This is a genomic window from Pseudoalteromonas sp. MMG022 (assembly GCF_021654245.1).
GTDB lineage: Bacteria > Pseudomonadota > Gammaproteobacteria > Enterobacterales > Alteromonadaceae > Pseudoalteromonas > Pseudoalteromonas amylolytica.
Window position 1 is genome coordinate 38439 of sequence record NZ_JAKFZQ010000003.1, and the last position, 17826, is coordinate 56264.

Here is a 17826-nt window from a genome sequence, read left to right on the forward strand (position 1 = left end):
GATGTCTGATTTAAGTGCACAAAAATGTGAAGCGTGTCGTGCGGATGCGCCTAAAGTGTCAGATGAAGAACTAGCGGTATTGATTAAACAGATCCCAGATTGGGTTCCTGAAGTACGTGATGGCATCATGCAGCTTGAGCGTGTATTTAAGTTTAAGAACTTCAAAGCAGCGCTTGAGTTTACCAACAAGGTAGGCGCGATGGCTGAAGAAGAAGGTCATCACCCAGGGCTATTAACTGAGTGGGGCAAAGTGACTGTGACTTGGTGGAGCCACTCTATCAAGGGCCTACACAAAAACGATTTTGTGTGTGCCGCTAAAACAGATGATGTGTTTGCAGCTCTGTAATAATAAATAACAGTTTGAAAAGCGCCATTTGGCGCTTTTTTTATGAATAACCGATTAGGTTATTCATCCACCGAACGCAGTAGGGCGTTAATGCCTACTTTTTCACGTGTTTGCTGATCTACTTTTTTCACGATGATAGCAGCATATAAGCTGTGTGAGCCGTCTTTGCTTGGTAATGAACCCGGCACCACAACAGCACCGGCTGGTACTCGGCCATAGTGAATTTCGCCAGTTTCACGGTCATAGATACGTGTGCTTTGAGAAATATACACACCCATTGAAATCACTGCACCTTGTTCAACAATTACACCTTCGACGATTTCTGAGCGCGCTCCGATGAAGCAGTTGTCCTCAATGATAGTTGGATTCGCTTGTAGTGGCTCTAGTACGCCACCGATGCCCACACCACCTGACAGGTGTACGTTTTTACCGATCTGAGCACATGAACCAACGGTTGCCCAAGTATCCACCATTGTGCCTTCATCCACATAAGCACCGATGTTAACGTAAGAAGGCATCAACACCACGTTCTTACCCACATAGCTGCCCTGACGCGCAACCGCATTAGGCACAACGCGCATACCACCTTGTTTAAACTGCTCAGGCGTATAGTCGCTAAACTTTAAAGGCACCTTATCAAAATATTGGCTTACGCCATCGTGCATAGGCTGGTTGTCACGAATACGAAATGACAGTAATACCGCCTTTTTTAACCATTGGTGTACGACCCACTCGCCACTGATTTTCTCAGCTACACGAGCTGAGCCTGAATCTAGCAGTGCGAGCGCTTGGGTGATTGCGCTTTTAACAGGCTCTGATACTTGCGTTGGTGTAATGCTGTCGCGTTGCTCCCACGCTTGTTCAATGATTAATTTTAAATCTGACATAATGTCCTCTTTTATTCGGATTCTGCGTTTAATTTTTTCATTAAATCACGATGTAATTCGGCTTTGTGTTCTTCGCTTAGCGCTTTGTAATTTTCATCTGATACCACAAAGAAATCTTCTGCACGTTCGCCCACGGTTGTAATCCGCGCGGCATGAATATGCAGTGAATTGGCTTGAAATACTTCAGCGATCTTAGTTAGTAAACCTTGGATATCAATCGCTTGGATTTCAATAAGATTTCTGTCACTGCGCGCATGAGGTCGCACAATAACTTTTGGTTTAATATTAAAATCTTTAAAGCGCTGAGAGCGATTCTTCTTGAGCCGTATCTTCTTTTTAGGGTCTTGTAATACCGCCTCAATCCCCCTACGGATAGAGTTGGCGCGGGTACTGGCAATCGGATTGCCGTTCACCTCTAGGATCACAAAACTAAATACCACGTAACCGTCTTTGGTGGTCATCACCTGAGCGTGCTGGATCTGCGCTTTTTTAGAGCCAATGACGCTGACTAGTTTGGCAAATAGTGTGGCCTCATAGGGGCTATATACAAATACTTGCGTGCCGCCATGTAGTGGCTTTTCACTGACCATTACGCTTGCTTGGCTCAAGTCTTTTGACTTAAGTAAGTGTTCACTATGCCAAGAGATTTGCTGTTCACTAAATGCCGTAAAATAATTGGCTTTAAAACGTGACCAGCTCAAATCAATAAACTCTTCCTCAAAGCCCTTATTAATCAGTCGTTGTTTAGCCTGGCGCTTTTTATCACGGATTTGATCGCGCATGTCCATGGGGTTTTCAAGGCCAAGACGCAATGCTCGCTGAGCATGTAAATACAGCTCACGCAACAGGGTATTCTTCCAATCGTTCCACAAATTGTCGTTGGTCGCCCGAATATCCGCAACGGTTAGACAGTATAAGTAATCGAGCTGACGCTCGTTCTTAACCTGTGAGGCAAATTCATTGATGACGTCCGGATCGTTGATATCTTTGCGTTGTGCCGTGACAGACATCAACAGGTGACTTTTGACCAGCCAAGCGACAAGACGTGAATCTGAGGTGGTAAAGCCATGCATTTTACAAAACGCTTGGGCATCCACCGCCCCTAATTCTGAGTGGTCACCACCACGACCTTTAGCAATATCATGAAATATTGCCGCTAAGTACAGTAACTCTGGTTTATCCATCCGCGTGACTATCTCGCTACAAATAGGAAAGTCACTTGGCTGGGTTTTATCAAAGTACTGATAAATGTTTTTTACGAGTTTGTGCGTGTGCTCATCGACCGTGTAGGCATGGAAAAGGTCAAATTGCATTTGACCGAAAATATTTCGCCATTGTGGCAAATAGGCAGCGATCAATCCGTGTTTATGCATCAGTGTAAATGCGCGGCCCATCCCGTTGGGGTGCTTTAGCAGGCGCAAAAACGCGTCTCGACAACCAGCATAATCTTGTAAGTCGCCAAGCAGTCTGCGACGTACCTGACGCATGGTTCTGATAGTGTTAGGGTCAATGCCAATGATTTCAGAGTTGTCAGCAATATGTTCAAACAGAACAAACAATTGTTCACGTCTGAAAAACACCGAAGGGTTTTTAACGCGGATCTTATTGCCAACTCGTTCGAAGTTTCTGTCCAGCGGTACTGCGGTCTGCTCAGCGCTATCTGGCAGGATACTTTGTTCAAAATAAGACAACAGCATTTGGTTCATTTCGCGAACCCGACTCATGATCCGAAACAGGCGTTTCATCATGCGCTCTACTGAGGCTTTACCTTCGGCACCAAAGCCCAGTAGCTCCGCTGCATTAGGTTGATGGTCAAACAGCAGTCTGTTTTCGTTGCGACCAGCCGCTAAATGTAGCGCAAAGCGGATGTTCCACAAATTCTCAATGCATTCTAAAAGTTCTTGGTACTCTTCATGGGTGAGGTAGCCGTGGCTGATTAATTCTTCGAGGGTTTCAGCGTGGAAGTGCTTTTTCGCGACCCAGAAAATAGTCTGTAGGTCCCTCAAGCCACCGGGGTTCTCTTTGACATTAGGCTCAAGGTTGTAGGCGGTGCCATGACACTTTCGGTGGCGAACTTTTTGCTCATCGAGCTTGGCGAGAAAAAACTCATCAGAGCGCCAAATAGGCGTTTCCATGATGTGACTTTTTAAACGCTCAAATTCAATGTGATTGCCGCAGATCAAGCGGCTTTCTAGTAGACTGGTAGTAAAGTGAACGTCTTGCTTTTTTTGTTCCAGAACTTGCTCGTGTGTACGTACGCTGTGACCAATCTCTAGATTGAGATCCCACAATAACGTCACGAAAGCCTCTAGATTATTGGTAAGTTGCTCATCGGGTGGCGATTGTACCAACAGTAAGAAGTCGATATCAGAGTAAGGGTGAAGCTCACCTCGCCCATAGCCTCCAATTGCGATCAGGGCGATTTCTGGGTATTGGGCAAGACCTGTGTCGTTGAACAACTTGATTAACAGGCGGTCAATAAACTCAGCGCGAGCGTTGATCAGGTTTCGTACAGGTTGCTTAGAAAACTCGTTGTGTAGCCATTTATAAAAATAAGCAGAACAATCTTTATAATCATTAAGCTGCTCGGCATTGTCGAGCAGCTTTTTTACTCTGTTAGGCAGTGCCACCTAAGGCTCCTAGTGTTCAATCACTCTATCAATTGTCTCGTCGTTACGCAGGGTAAGGATCTCAACGCCATTTTCAGTGACCAATAATGTATGTTCCCACTGAGCTGATAGACTACGGTCTTTGGTTACAACAGTCCAGTCGTCTTTTAGCAACTTACATTGGCGCTTACCAGCATTGACCATAGGTTCGATGGTTAAACACATGCCTGCTTTTAACATCTCACCGGTGCCCGGCTTACCATAGTGCATAACTTGTGGCTCTTCATGAAACTCTTTACCAATGCCGTGGCCACAATATTCGCGCACAATAGAGTAATTAAACCCTTCAGCATACTTTTGAATCGCGGCACCAATATCACCTAAACGTACCCCAGGCTTAACCATCTTAATGGCAAGATAAAGGCTCTCTTGAGTGATTTCGCTTAAACGCTTACCTTGAATGGTGGGTGTACCAACGTAGAACATTTTCGAGGTATCGCCGTGGTAGCCGTCTTTAATTACGGTGACATCGATATTAATAATGTCGCCTTCTTTTAGCGGTTTATCGTTAGGAATACCATGACAGATAACGTGATTCACAGACGTACAAATTGACTTCGGAAAGCCATGGTAATTCAGTGGGGCTGGTATCGCATTTTGTTCGTTAACAATATAATCGTGACAAATTGTATTTAGCTCATCTGTAGTGACCCCAGGCTTCACATATGGCCCAATCATTTCTAATACTTCTGCGGCTAAGCGCCCAGCAATACGCATTTTTTCGATTTCTTCAGGGGTTTTAATCACTGCACTCATTGACACTCCAAGTCGGTATTTTTAAGTTAGCAACAACGCACAAATTTTGTACTTATCGTTGAGTTATGCACTTTTATATGGTATAAAGCGCGCCGTCTTTTTACAAATAAATCTTACGGGGTTGTTTGTATTTAAGATAAACACATTCATATTAACACACACACATATCGACACATACACTTGGGTGCATGTCTTGGTAATTTCTGAGCATGTTGGTGCTATGGGATATGTGGAGGCTTAACCCTAACTTATTAGAGGAAATTAAAATGGCAAACGTTTCAATGCGCGATATGCTTCAGGCTGGTGTTCACTTCGGTCACCAAGCTCGTTACTGGAACCCTAAGATGAAGCCTTTCATCTTCGGCGCTCGTAACCGTGTACATATCATTAACCTAGAAAAAACTGTTCCTATGTTCAACGATGCACTTAAGTTCTTACAGAACACTGCATCTAACAAAGGTAAAATTCTTTTCGTAGGTACTAAGCGCGCTGCAAGCGAAGCAGTTAAAGAAGCAGCTCTTCAAAGTGATCAGTACTTCGTAAATCACCGTTGGTTAGGTGGTATGTTGACTAACTGGAAAACAGTTCGTCAATCAATCAAGCGTCTTAAAGACCTTGAAACTCAAAGCCAAGACGGTACTTTCGAAAAGCTGACTAAAAAAGAAGCGTTAATGCTAACTCGTGAAATGGAAAAGCTTGAGAAGAGCCTTGGCGGTATCAAAGATATGGGCGGTCTTCCTGACGCTATCTTCGTTATCGACGCTGACCACGAGCACATCGCAATTCGCGAAGCTAACAACCTAGGTATTCCAGTAGTATCTGTAGTTGATACTAACTCGAACCCAGATGGTGTTGATTTCATCATCCCAGGTAACGACGACGCTATCCGCGCTATCCAGCTTTACACTGGCGCAGTAGCTGCTGCTATCACTGAAGGCCGTGAAAGCAACATCGTTGCTCAAGCTGAAAGCGACGATTTCGTAGAAGCTGAGTAATTAGCTGTCATCAAGTCTTCATCTAATTGAGGTGAAGACTTGATATTCTTGAAGAGCGGTTATTCCGCTTCCCTAAAACAGAATTCATATTTGAGGATATTCTAATGGCTGTAACTGCTGCCCTAGTAAAAGAATTACGCGAGCGTACTGGCGCTGGCATGATGGATTGTAAAAAAGCGCTAACTGAAACCAATGGTGACATTGAGCTGGCGATTGAAAACATGCGTAAGAGCGGTGCTGCAAAGGCTGCTAAAAAAGCGGGTAACATCGCTGCTGAAGGTACAATCCTTATCAAAGAAGGCGAAGGTTTCGCTGCACTACTAGAAGTTAACTGTCAGACTGACTTCGTAGCTAAAGACGCTAATTTCCTAGCGTTCGCTAACTCTGTACTAGACGTTGCTGCTGCATCTAAAACTACGATTGCAGAACTACAAGCACAGTTCGAAGACGCACGTGTTGCACTAGTTGCTAAAATCGGTGAAAACATCAACGTTCGTCGCGTTGAGTACATCGACGGTGCTAACCTAGCTACTTACCGTCACGGTGAGCGTATCGGTGTTGTTGTTGCAGGTGAAGCTGACGAAGAAACACTTAAGCACGTTGCGATGCACGTAGCTGCTTCTAAGCCTGAGTACGTTAACCCTGAAGACGTTCCAGCTGACGTAGTTGAAAAAGAAAAAGCGGTACAAATCGACATCGCGATGAACGAAGGCAAGCCTGCTGAAATCGCTGAGAAAATGGTTGTTGGCCGTATGAAGAAGTTCACTGGTGAAGTTTCTCTTACTGGTCAAGCTTTCATCATGGAACCTAAGAAAACTGTTGGCGAAATCCTTAAAGAAAAAGGCGCTACAGTATCTAACTTCGTACGTTTAGAAGTTGGTGAAGGTATCGAGCGTAAAGAAGAAGACTTCGCTGCAGAAGTTGCTGCACAAATCGCTGCTGCAAAAGGCGAATAATTTTGTTCAGTAGCAAAGGCAAATACCGATGGTGTTTCCTCGATTTGCTTTTGCTTCGATGCTGAAAATTCTTTAAAATAGCCGCGCATTTATGAATATCATAAGCGCGGTTATTTTTTATCTCACTTTCACAAATGGCCCGAAAAATATGACTATCAATCGAAAACCTGTTTTTAGACGCGTTCTTCTTAAATTAAGCGGTGAAGCTTTAATGGGAGATGAAGGCTTTGGTATCGATCCAAAAGTGTTGGATCGCATGGCACAAGAAATCAAAGAACTTGTAGAGCTCGACGTAGAAGTGGGTTTAGTTATCGGTGGTGGTAACTTCTTACGCGGTGGCTCGTTAGCAGAAGCGGGTATGAACCGAGTTGTGGGTGACCACATGGGGATGCTTGCTACTGTGATGAACGGTTTAGCAATGCGTGATGCGCTACACCGTGCTTTTGTTAACGCTCGTTTGATGTCTGCTATTCCGTTAAACGGGGTATGTGATGCTTACAACTGGGCTGAAGCTATCAGCTTGTTAAAGTCTGGCCGAGTGGTTATTTTCTCTGCAGGTACGGGTAATCCATTCTTTACCACTGACTCAGCTGCATGCTTACGTGGTATTGAAATTGAAGCCGACACGGTTATTAAGGCCACTAAGGTAGATGGTGTGTTCAGTGATGACCCTGTGAAGAACCCAGACGCCACACTTTACCGTCATTTGACGTATAATGAAGTGATTGATCAAGAATTAAAGGTGATGGACTTAGCGGCATTTACGCTAGCCCGTGACCACGATATGCCTTTGAGCGTATTCAACATGAACAAACCAGGCGCTTTAAAACGCGTAATCATGGGCGAAGAAGAGGGTACTTTGATCTCTTCTGCAGCCTCGGAATAATCAGTTAAGACTAGGATTGAATTGTGATTAACGATATTAAAAAAGATGCGCAGGAGCGCATGCAAAAAAGCGTAGCAGCACTTGCTAGCCAATTATCTAAAATCCGTACTGGCCGTGCTCACCCAGCTCTTTTAGACGGAATTACCGTTTCTTACTATGGTGCGGATACACCGCTAAACCAAGTTGCGAATGTATCTACAGAAGACGCACGTACACTAACAATCAGTGTATTTGATAAGTCTTTAGCACAAGCTGTTGAAAAGGCGATTATGTCGTCTGATTTAGGCTTAAACCCAATGTCAGCGGGTACTATTATTCGTGTACCTCTTCCTCCACTAACGGAAGAACGTCGTAAAGATTTAATTAAGATTGTACGCGGCGAAGTGGAAGGCGGCCGTGTTGCGGTTCGTAACATTCGTCGTGACGCAAATGGCGACATTAAAGCCTTACTAAAAGACAAAGAAATCTCTGAAGACGAAGCACGTCAAGCAGAAGATGAAATTCAAAAGCTAACAGATAAGTTTGTTAAAGAAATGGATACACAATTGAGCGCAAAAGAAGCTGAGTTGATGGAAATCTAATAACAGACCCGTTTATCTCTCTGGATTGGCTAAATTTCAATCTTGAAGGGGCAACAGGTCCTTGTAAATTTATTAGTTTTGCAACGCCGTCTGGGGTATACTAGGCGGCGTTTTTTTTTATCTAAATCGGGATTATGGTTTTAAACGCTGAAACAATTTCACAGCAATCTTTGCCAAAACATGTTGCCATCATTATGGATGGAAATGGTCGCTGGGCGCAGTCGAGAAATCGACCTCGTACATATGGGCATAAGAAAGGTGTCGATTCAGTTCGCAACGCTGTGCAGTTTTGCACAAATTTGGGCATTGAATCTTTGACACTATTTGCATTTAGCAGCGAGAATTGGCGTCGTCCAGAAGATGAAGTTAGTACACTGATGGAGCTGTTTTTATTAGTCCTGACAAAAGAAGTTAAGAAACTACATAAAAACAACGTTAAATTGACGGTAATCGGAGATTTAGCGCGTTTTCCTGCATCTTTGCAGGAACGAATTAATACCGCACATCAGTTGACGAGTGAGAATACTGGACTACAACTTAATGTTGCTGCTAACTATGGCGGCCGTTGGGATATAACTCAGGCTGCACAAAAGTTAGCGACACAGGTGGCGGAAGGAAGCTTAACACCAGAACAAGTCACGGAAGATGAAATTTCAAAACATCTTACAATGGCAAACCAAAGCGAACTAGATTTACTGATACGAACTGGCGGTGATTACCGCATTAGTAACTTTTTGCTTTGGCAGGCAGCATACGCTGAGCTTTATTTTACAGATACTTTATGGCCAGATTTTAACGACGAGGCGTTTTCAGAGGCAATTGCCTGTTATGTATCTAGAGAAAGGCGCTTTGGCTGCACCGGCGATCAAATAAAACAACTACTCGCTGCGTCCAAAACAACAAGTTAAAGGTAAATTAGTTTGCTAAAACAACGAATTTTAACCTCAGTGGTACTTGCGCCACTGGCGATGCTTTTGGTGTTTTATACACCGCTTGCGTTATTTAGTTTTATTGCCGGTGCGATTGTACTGCTCGGCGCTTGGGAATGGTCCGCTTTTATTGGCCTATCATCGATAAAGCAGCGTAGTGGCTTTGTGATTTTAATGTCTGGTGTGCTGCTATTGCTGCATTGGCACTGGCCTATCACTACCTTGTGGCAAGGCGGACGCTTGCAAGCTGATGCCAACTATGTTTTTACATTGGCATTTGCGTGGTGGCTAGTCGCTACCTTCTTGGTTATAAAATACCCCCGAATGGCAAAAGCCTGGAGTGAGGGAATCGTAATGCGGGCTGTGGCAGGCTTGTTAACGCTGGTGCCTTTGTGGCTCGCGCTTAATGTATTGCGCAGTGCGGAATATCAACAGGCTCATCAATACGGGTCAACGCTGATTATGGTGGTGCTCGGTATTGTTTGGAGTGCGGATATTGGAGCGTATTTTGCTGGAAAAAACTTTGGTAAAAACAAGCTAATGCCGAATGTGAGTCCAAATAAAACCATTGAAGGCCTTATCGGTGGCGTGATCACTGCTGTTATATTTGTGGTGATATTTTGCCACTTTGCGCAGGTGGAACAGAAGCTATGGCCAATATACGCGATAATGACTGTTTTTATTGCTTTATTTTCTGCTGTTGGGGATCTGCTCGAAAGCATGTTCAAGCGTGAAGTGGGTTTAAAGGATTCAGGCGCTTGCCTGCCTGGACACGGTGGTATTTTGGACAGAATTGATAGCCTTACTGCGGCAGCGCCAATATTTGCTCTGTTTTACGCATGGACGGTAACCTTATGAGCCAACGAGTAGAACAAGTTGTTATCTTAGGAGCAACGGGTTCAATAGGTTTATCCACCATAGATGTGATCACACGTAACAGTGAACGTTATAGTATTTATGCTTTGGCTGCGGGCCGTAATGTTGAGCTGATGACGCAACTGTGTGTTACGCACCAGCCAAAGTTTGCCATCATGGATTGTGAGCAAGCGGCAAAAAAGTTACGTGAAAATCTTGCGCATATATCTACGGAAGTTTTGCACGGCAGTGAACAGATGGCGCAAATAGCCGCTCATAACGACGTTGATACCGTTATGTCTGCCATTGTAGGGGCTGCTGGCCTTATACCTACACTTTCAGCCGTTGAGGCGGGTAAGAAGGTCTTATTGGCGAATAAAGAATCCCTAGTTATGTCAGGCCAGCTGTTTATGGATAAAGTTACTCAACATGGGGCGACTTTACTACCGATTGATAGCGAACATAACGCCATTTATCAGTGTTTACCGCACACGCTACAACAAGATGCAAAGCAAGGGCTCAGCCAGTTTGGAGTCAGCAAAATCTTGTTAACGGGCTCAGGCGGGCCGTTTTTAACCCGCGATTTGAAGACGCTAAAAGACGTAACGGTTGAGCAAGCCGTAGCTCACCCAAACTGGTCTATGGGGCAAAAAATATCGGTAGACTCTGCAACCATGATGAACAAAGGTTTGGAATTTATTGAGGCCAAATGGTTGTTTGCGTGCCAAGCTGAGGACATTGAAGTGGTGATCCACCCACAAAGTATGATCCATTCTATGGTTCAGTACACGGATGGCTCTATCATCGCACAAATGGGGCAACCTGATATGCGTACGCCCATAGCTTACGGGTTGGCATATCCAGAGCGCATTGACGCGGGTGTTAAACCACTCGATTTCGCTACGCTTACCGACTTTACCTTTACCAAGCCTGACTTTTCCCGATACCCGAATTTGGCGCTTGCTATTGATGCATGTCGTTCAGGCCAAGCCGCTACAACGGTCGTCAACGCAGCAAATGAGATTGCCGTTGAGGCATTTTTGCGCCGACAAATCGGCTTTTGTGATATCTACCGTGTAAACGCCGAAGTGCTTGAAAAGTCCACGCTACATTCTTTAAACTCGGTACACGAAATCATGGCGCAAGATGCGCAAGCCAGAGCACTGGCGCATGAATGTGTAAGTCGAATAAGGTAAGTTATGGTTGATTTTCTGTGGAACTTAACGTCATTTATTGTTGCTTTAGGCATTCTTGTTACGGTCCATGAGTATGGTCATTTTTGGGTAGCAAGGCGAGCAGGTGTTGAAGTTCAAAGGTTTTCCATAGGTTTTGGTAAACCGCTTTGTCGCTGGTACGATAAACAGGGTACCGAGTACGTAATTGCCATGATCCCATTGGGTGGTTACGTAAAAATGCTGGACGAACGTGTCGATGATGTCCCCGCCGAAAAACGCCACCTTGCTTTTAACAATAAACCTGTTTTATCTCGTATCGCTGTAGTATCTGCGGGGCCAATTGCTAACTTCTTATTTGCAATTATCGTACTGGCTGCCATGTACATGATAGGTGTGCAGCATGCCAAACCATTTGTTGGCGACGTTCAGCCTAACTCCATCGCTGCCAAGGCTAACATGCAAAGCGGTGATCATATCCTCACTATGGCAGGCAAAGAAGTCAGTTCTTGGCAAGATGTCACCTTTGCTTTAATGCGGCACCTTGGTGAGAAGCGCCTGGAAGTGAAAGTTCAGGATGCCCATCAGCAAATCGCAATTAGAACGCTAGATATTAATGGCTGGAAATTAGACAAGCAGGATGAAGCTCCGCTTAATGCCGTTGGCATTGTGCCGTTTAGACCCGCGCTAACGTTGACGCTTGGACATATTGCGGATGATTCCGCCGCACAACAAGCTGGGTTGCAAATTAATGATACCTTAGTTGCGCTCGATGGAGAGCCAATAGAGGATTGGCAGGCGTTTGTACAGCGCATTCAAGCTTCTGCAAATACGTCGCTGATGCTCAGTGTGTCTCGAGATGACAGGGTCGTTGATTTACCGGTCACACCACAGGAACGAATTGGGCCAAATGGTGCATCTCAGGGCTTTCTTGGTGTTATTCCACTGCTTGAAAAATGGCCAGACGGGTATATCGAAACTAGACATTATGGTCCATGGGATAGTATGGTGCTTGGCGCTGAGAAAACTTTTGAGTTGATCCGCCTGAGCTTTGACATGATAGGTAATCTCATTACAGGGCAAGTGTCGGTCAAAAACCTAAGTGGCCCTGTTGGCATTGCCGTTGGTGCAGGCAACAGCGTTAGCTATGGAATTGTTGCATTTTTAAGCTTTTTAGCACTAATTAGTGTAAATCTTGGTGTTTTTAATTTATTGCCCCTACCTGTCTTGGATGGTGGGCACTTAATGTATTACATAATTGAACTAATTCGTAAAAAACCAGTCTCTGAAAAGACACAAGAGTTAGGGTTTAAGGTAGGTGCGTTAGTACTTATAGCTTTAACTTGTTTTGCATTACTTAACGATGTCTCGAGGCTGTAGCTCGAATGGCGTGAGTGACGTCCATCAAAGCGCTTAGGGCGCTAACTGTTGTAAAGGATAAAGATAATAAAATGCCTATAAAAAAACATCTTGCAGTAACGAGTTTACTTGGCGCTAGTTTTGCCGCATTAGGGCAAAACTCCTTTATCGTTGAAGATTTGAAAGTGGAAGGTTTGCAGCGTGTTGCACTTGGTGCGGCATTAACGCATATTCCAATAAATGTTGGTGATACTGTCGATCAGTATACGATTTCTCAGACTATTAAAGCGTTATATAAGTCTGGCCATTTTGACAATATCGTAGCTTTTCGTGACGGTGAGCAAATCATCTTCAAGGTTCAAGAGCGCCCGACTATTGCGGGAATTGACTTTGATGGCAACAAAGACATCAAAGATGAACAGCTTAATGAAAGCTTAGAGCAGCAAAACATTCGTGTTGGTGAGCCGTTGGATAAAACGGTGATAGACAATATTGAAAAAGGGTTGATTGAGTTCTTCCACAGTATTGGTAAATATAATGCCAAGATTGAGGTAAGCATTATCGATTTACCCCGTAACCGTGTGCGTTTAAAGCTCGAATTTAAAGAAGGGGATGCCGCGTCTATTCGCCAAATCAACTTGGTGGGCAACGAGCTATTCTCAGATGAGGAACTACTTACGCTGGTTGAATCACAGCAAGATTTGCCTTGGTGGAAGTTTATGTCAAACGACCGCTATCAAAAGCAGACCATTGAGGGCGATTTAGAAAAGATCCGTAGCTTCTATTTAGATAGGGGTTATCTGCGTTTCAACATCGACTCTACACAGGTATCTGTTAGCCCAGAAAGAGAGTCTGTGTATGTAACAGCAAACATTACTGAAGGGGATACATACACCGTTAAAGGCTATGATTTCATCGGTGATTTGTTGGGTCGTGAAGAGCTTGTCAAAAGTATTATTCCACTCAAAGCGGGCGAGCTTTATAACGGTTCAATCGTGACTTCTTCTGAAGAATTTATCAAAGGTTATCTCGCTCGTTTTGGTTATGCCAATGCTGAAGTACGTACCATTCCAGAAATTGATGATGAAAACAAAGAAGTACAGCTCACTTTATCGGTAAATCCGGGTAAACGTGTGTATGTTCGTCGTATTCTTGTTAATGGTAACCAAGTGACCTCTGACGAGGTTGTACGCCGTGAAATGACGCAACTTGAAGGCGCATGGTTGTCTAACCAAAATCTTGAGCGTTCTAAGCTCCAGATCCAACGGTTGCCTTATATGGAAAAGGTAGACTTTGAAGTTAAACCGCTACCAGGCGCTGACGATATGGTAGATGTTGACTTCACGGTGAAAGAGCAACCAGCAGGTAGCTTCCAAGCCGGTGTTGCTTATGGTTCTTACGGTGGCTTGCAGTTTAACGTGGGTGTCAGTGAGTCTAACTTCCTTGGCACGGGTAACCAGCTTGCATTTAACATCAATACCTCTAAAAGCCAGAACAACTATAGTATCTCGTATACCAACCCATACTTCACCCCAGATGGTGTATCACAAGGTAGCAGCATTTATTACAGCAGCTTTGATGGTAGTAAATTGGGCTTGATCGGCTATGACTCTCGTCAGTATGGTATAGGTACAAACTTTGGCTTCCCAATCAATGCGATAAACAGAATCAATTTTGGTGTACGTTGGATAGACGAAAAGCTGGATTACATTGCAGATTACGAGCAAACACGTATTTTGCGTCTGGCATTTTTAGACCCAGAAGATCCTGATGGCGCATATAACTTTACGAAATACGAGTTAAGTGCTGGTTGGTCCCGTGTGACAGTTAACCGAGGCATGTTCCCAACAGCGGGTTCTCGCCAAAGTTTAACGTTTAGAGCGACATCGCCAAACTCGGATCTTAACTACTTCAAAGTAGATTATGACTCGCGTTTCTACTGGCCTATCAGTAATGACCATCAATGGGTTTTCTCGGCAAGAGCAGGTCTTGCATACGGAAACGGTTATGGCGAAACAAATGGTTATGAGCAAACATTGCCGTTCCAAGAGTTCTTTAGAATCTCTGAGAACGAACTACGTGGTTTTGAACGCAATACCATATTGCCACGAGCCATTCAGCGTAGGATGACAGAAATTCCTGGTTCGACTTTACCAGATGGCACCGCCACTGCAAATATTGGCGGAGATAGCGAGTTTGATTTACTTGTACCAGGTGGCCGTATCGGTGGTAACGCTAAGGCGACATTGGGTGCTGAGCTTATCGTGCCTACGCCATTTTTAGATGAAGACAACACAAGTTCTGTACGTACCAGCCTGTTTGTTGATGCGGCCAACGTATGGGATACTGAGTTTGATGTAGATCGCTATTCAAACTTACATGAAGATCAATACAAGAGGCTTTCGGACTACTCGGATCCAACCCGCTTTAGGGTTTCTACCGGTTTATCGGTTCAGTGGATCTCGCCGATGGGCCCCATGCTGATCAGTTTCGCATATCCGCTTAAGAAAGAAGATGATGACGAAACCAAGACGATCAGTTTTAATATCAGTAATACATTCTAAGGAGTTAATTGTGAAAACACTTATAAAAACAACTGCAATGGGTTTGATGGCTACGTTAATGATGGGAACATCAGCAAGTGCATTGGCACATAAAGTAGGCATTGTAGACATGCAACAGATCTACAAAAATATCCCTCAGGTAGCTAAGATCGAACAGCAGTTACAGGGTGAATTCGCTGAGCGTCGTCAAGCGTTAGAAAAGCTACAAGGCGACATTCGCTTTGAAATGGAAAAATTTCAGCGTGAAAGCGCGACGATGAGCGATGAGCAAAAGACAACGTTACGTGACAAAATTCAAGGCATGCAAAAAGAGCTTGCTGAGAAAGGCCGTCCTTTAGAGCAAGAAATCAAACAGCGTCAAAACGAAGAGTTGGCAAAAGTGCAAAAGCTAATCATCGGTGCTATTGAAGATGTTGCTAAAAGCGGTAAGTTTGATGAAGTTAAAGTAAAAGATACGACAATTTACTTCAACCCTGATAAAGTAGCGGACCTTTCTGACAAAGTTGTTGAAGCGGTAAGCAAAAAGTAATGACCAAACGTTATAGTTTAGCTCAACTGGCGGCATCAATTGATGCATCGCTAGTTGGCGACGGCGAGTGTCAAATCGATAAGATAGCGACACTCGCGCAGGCAACAGACAAAGATATTAGCTTTTTAGCAAACAGTAAGTATCGTGCTCAACTGGCGACCACCCATGCTGGTGCAGTAATACTCTGTGAGTCTGATGCCGAACACTTCAAAGGCAATAAATTAATCGTTAACAACCCTTATATTGCCTATGCGAAGCTTGCACAACTCATGGATACCACGCCTCGCTCAGCACAAGGCGTGCACCCAAGTGCGGTGGTTCATGAGTCGGTCAAGTTAGGGGAAAATGTTTCTATCGCTGCGAATGCAGTCATTGAAGCAAACGCAGAACTGGGTGACAACGTACAGGTTGGCGCAGGATGTTTTGTAGGTAACAGCGCAAAAATTGGTGATAACACTAAACTATGGGCGAATGTCAGTGTGTACCACGAAGTTGAAATAGGTAAAAATTGCTTATTTCAATCCGGTGCGGTTATTGGCAGCGATGGTTTTGGTTATGCAAATCATGCGGGAAAGTGGGTAAAAATCCCTCAAGTTGGACGCGCTATTATTGGTAACAGTGTAGAAGTGGGTGCAAATACCGTGATTGACCGCGGAGCACTGGATGACACTATTATTCATGATAATGTAATTTTAGATAATCTTATTCAAATAGCACATAATGTAGAGATCGGTGAAGGTACGGCGATCGCAGGTGCATCAGTCGTTGCTGGCAGTACAAAAATTGGTAAGCATTGCCAAATAGCGGGACTGGTGGGTATTAATGGCCATATGGAAATTTGCGATGGTGTTATTATCACCGGTATGACCATGATCACCAAATCGATTACTACGGCGGGTGTTTACTCCTCTGGTATGCCTCATAGTACCAACAAAGAGTGGCGACGCAATATGGCTCATTTACGCAATCTGACAGACTTTAAGCAGCGTTTGAAGGCGCTTGAGTCTTTAACAGAACAGCTAAAAAAGATAGATGAATAAAAAGGATGCTACTTTGGCAAACGAACTGAACGGTTTTGATATCCAAGAAATCTTAAAGTTATTACCACACCGCTACCCAATGTTGTTGGTTGATAAAGTTATTGATTATAAAGCTGGCGAGTATTTACACGCCGTTAAGAATGTAACGGTAAACGAGCCAATTTTTACTGGCCATTTCCCAGATCAACCTATTTTTCCTGGGGTGATGATTCTCGAAGCGATGGCGCAGGCAACAGGTCTACTGGGTTTTAAAACGGTAGAGAATCGCAGCGAGAACGAGCTATACTTATTTGCAGCAATTGATAACGCACGCTTTAAGCAGCCCGTTCTTCCGGGTGATGTGATGCATCTGCATATTGAATTTGTAAAAGAGCGTCGTAATATCTGGAAGTTTTACGGTGAAGCAAAAGTTGACGGTAAAGTTGTTTGTAGCGCCGATCTTATGTGTGCAAGAAGAGAGTTTTAATAGTGATCCATCCTACTGCGATTATTGAATCAGGCGCACAGCTAGGCGATAACGTCTCTGTGGGTCCTTATAGCTATATCGGGAATGATGTAGTGATTGGCGATAACTGCACCATTGAATCTCATGTAGTGATCAAAGGACCTTCAACCATTGGCTCTGGTAATCATATTTACCAGTTCGCCTCTGTGGGAGAAGCTTGCCAAGATAAAAAGTACAAGGATGAACCAACACAATTAATTATGGGTGATAATAATATCATCCGTGAGTGTGCCACAATCCACCGTGGTACGATTCAAGATCAAGGCATCACTAAAATAGGTAGCAATAACTTGTTTATGGCCTATACCCATGTAGCGCATGATGCCGTGATTGGCAGTAATGTCATTTTTTCTAATGGTGCCAGCGTTGCAGGCCACGTACATGTAGGTGATTGGGCCATCTTGGCGGGCAATACAGGTGTTCACCAGTTTTGTAAGGTTGGTGCGCATGCCTTCATTGGTATGTATTCAGGGGTGAGTAAAGATGTGCCTCCGTTTGTGACAACGACAGGTACTCCAGCAAAACCCGCAGCAATTAATACCGAAGGTATGAAACGCCGAGGCTTTAGCAGCGAAGAGATCATGGCTGTGCGTCGAGCATATAAAGCTCTGTATCGTAAAGGGTTAAGTTTAGATGAAGCGGTTGCAGCGATGCGCCAAGAAGCGTCTGAATATGCCGCCGTACAGCAAATGATAGACTTCTTAGACACCTCGGATCGCGGTATTATTCGCTAACGAAATATTGCGATAGCAAGGCCTATATGCTGATAAACGCCATACAAAGCTTATGTATGGCGT

Annotated in this window: 17 protein-coding genes; 14 read left to right on the top strand and 3 right to left on the bottom strand. The window is 44.2% G+C overall.

The features are described from left to right. The first annotated feature begins 1 nt into the window (after window position 1). Window positions 2–346: a 4a-hydroxytetrahydrobiopterin dehydratase gene (locus L1070_RS03360; protein ID WP_070993115.1), complete on the top strand. Its 345-nt coding sequence runs from the start codon at window positions 2–4 to the stop codon at window positions 344–346. A 59-nt stretch (window positions 347–405) separates the two neighbouring features. On the opposite strand, the gene dapD is transcribed toward L1070_RS03360, so the two are convergent. The 3 genes from dapD to map are packed head-to-tail and all read right to left on the bottom strand — an operon-like array spanning window position 406 to window position 4658. Then, window positions 406–1233 carry a 2,3,4,5-tetrahydropyridine-2,6-dicarboxylate N-succinyltransferase gene (gene dapD / locus L1070_RS03365; RefSeq protein WP_070984227.1) on the bottom strand — a complete coding sequence of 276 codons (828 nt, stop codon included), beginning with the start codon at window positions 1231–1233 and terminating at the stop codon, window positions 406–408. 11 nt (window positions 1234–1244) lie between these two features. Next, entirely contained in the window at window positions 1245–3863 is a 2619-nt protein-coding gene (glnD, locus tag L1070_RS03370; protein ID WP_237124498.1) for a [protein-PII] uridylyltransferase, read from the bottom strand. Window positions 3864–3872: 9 nt separating this feature from the next. After that, window positions 3873–4658 carry a type I methionyl aminopeptidase gene (map, locus tag L1070_RS03375; protein ID WP_070984232.1) on the bottom strand — a complete coding sequence of 262 codons (786 nt, stop codon included), beginning with the start codon at window positions 4656–4658 and terminating at the stop codon, window positions 3873–3875. A gap of 266 nt (window positions 4659–4924) precedes the next feature. Between map and rpsB the strand changes: the two genes are divergently transcribed. The 13 genes from rpsB to lpxA all read left to right on the top strand — a co-directional run bounded on the left by rpsB (window position 4925) and on the right by lpxA (window position 17763). Then, the gene (gene rpsB, locus L1070_RS03380) at window positions 4925–5653 is read left to right on the top strand and encodes a 30S ribosomal protein S2 (RefSeq protein WP_070984234.1); all 729 of its coding nucleotides are present in this window, start codon (window positions 4925–4927) and stop codon (window positions 5651–5653) included. A 104-nt stretch (window positions 5654–5757) separates the two neighbouring features. Beyond that, entirely contained in the window at window positions 5758–6609 is an 852-nt protein-coding gene (gene tsf, locus L1070_RS03385; RefSeq protein ID WP_070984237.1) for a translation elongation factor Ts, read from the top strand. 148 nt (window positions 6610–6757) lie between these two features. After that, window positions 6758–7495 carry a UMP kinase gene (gene pyrH / locus L1070_RS03390; RefSeq protein WP_070985565.1) on the top strand — a complete coding sequence of 246 codons (738 nt, stop codon included), beginning with the start codon at window positions 6758–6760 and terminating at the stop codon, window positions 7493–7495. Window positions 7496–7518: 23 nt separating this feature from the next. After that, window positions 7519–8076: a ribosome recycling factor gene (gene frr / locus L1070_RS03395; RefSeq protein ID WP_070984239.1), complete on the top strand. Its 558-nt coding sequence runs from the start codon at window positions 7519–7521 to the stop codon at window positions 8074–8076. A gap of 134 nt (window positions 8077–8210) precedes the next feature. Then, window positions 8211–8984, top strand: coding sequence for an isoprenyl transferase (locus tag L1070_RS03400; protein ID WP_070984242.1), 774 nt, complete (start codon window positions 8211–8213; stop codon window positions 8982–8984). 12 nt (window positions 8985–8996) lie between these two features. Next, window positions 8997–9863: a phosphatidate cytidylyltransferase gene (locus L1070_RS03405; RefSeq protein ID WP_070984244.1), complete on the top strand. Its 867-nt coding sequence runs from the start codon at window positions 8997–8999 to the stop codon at window positions 9861–9863. Continuing rightward, window positions 9860–11056, top strand: coding sequence for a 1-deoxy-D-xylulose-5-phosphate reductoisomerase (gene ispC / locus L1070_RS03410; protein ID WP_237124499.1), 1197 nt, complete (start codon window positions 9860–9862; stop codon window positions 11054–11056). The genes L1070_RS03405 and ispC overlap by 4 nt, the downstream gene beginning before the upstream one ends. A gap of 3 nt (window positions 11057–11059) precedes the next feature. After that, a complete protein-coding gene (gene rseP / locus L1070_RS03415) occupies window positions 11060–12412 on the top strand; it encodes a sigma E protease regulator RseP (RefSeq protein WP_237124500.1) in 1353 nt (450 codons plus the stop codon). A gap of 71 nt (window positions 12413–12483) precedes the next feature. Next, window positions 12484–14955: an outer membrane protein assembly factor BamA gene (bamA, locus tag L1070_RS03420; RefSeq protein ID WP_237124501.1), complete on the top strand. Its 2472-nt coding sequence runs from the start codon at window positions 12484–12486 to the stop codon at window positions 14953–14955. A 10-nt stretch (window positions 14956–14965) separates the two neighbouring features. Next, a complete protein-coding gene (locus L1070_RS03425) occupies window positions 14966–15484 on the top strand; it encodes an OmpH family outer membrane protein (RefSeq protein WP_070984254.1) in 519 nt (172 codons plus the stop codon). Next, on the top strand, window positions 15484–16524 hold the full coding sequence (lpxD, locus tag L1070_RS03430) for a UDP-3-O-(3-hydroxymyristoyl)glucosamine N-acyltransferase (protein WP_237124502.1): 1041 nt from the start codon (window positions 15484–15486) through the stop codon (window positions 16522–16524). The genes L1070_RS03425 and lpxD overlap by 1 nt, the downstream gene beginning before the upstream one ends. A 13-nt stretch (window positions 16525–16537) precedes the next feature. Beyond that, complete coding sequence (gene fabZ / locus L1070_RS03435; protein WP_070985566.1) at window positions 16538–16990, top strand: 3-hydroxyacyl-ACP dehydratase FabZ; 453 nt, start codon at window positions 16538–16540, stop codon at window positions 16988–16990. Window positions 16991–16992: 2 nt separating this feature from the next. Then, window positions 16993–17763, top strand: a complete 771-nt coding sequence (gene lpxA, locus L1070_RS03440) for an acyl-ACP--UDP-N-acetylglucosamine O-acyltransferase (RefSeq protein ID WP_070984258.1) — start codon at window positions 16993–16995, stop codon at window positions 17761–17763. Window positions 17764–17826 lie beyond the last annotated feature (63 nt).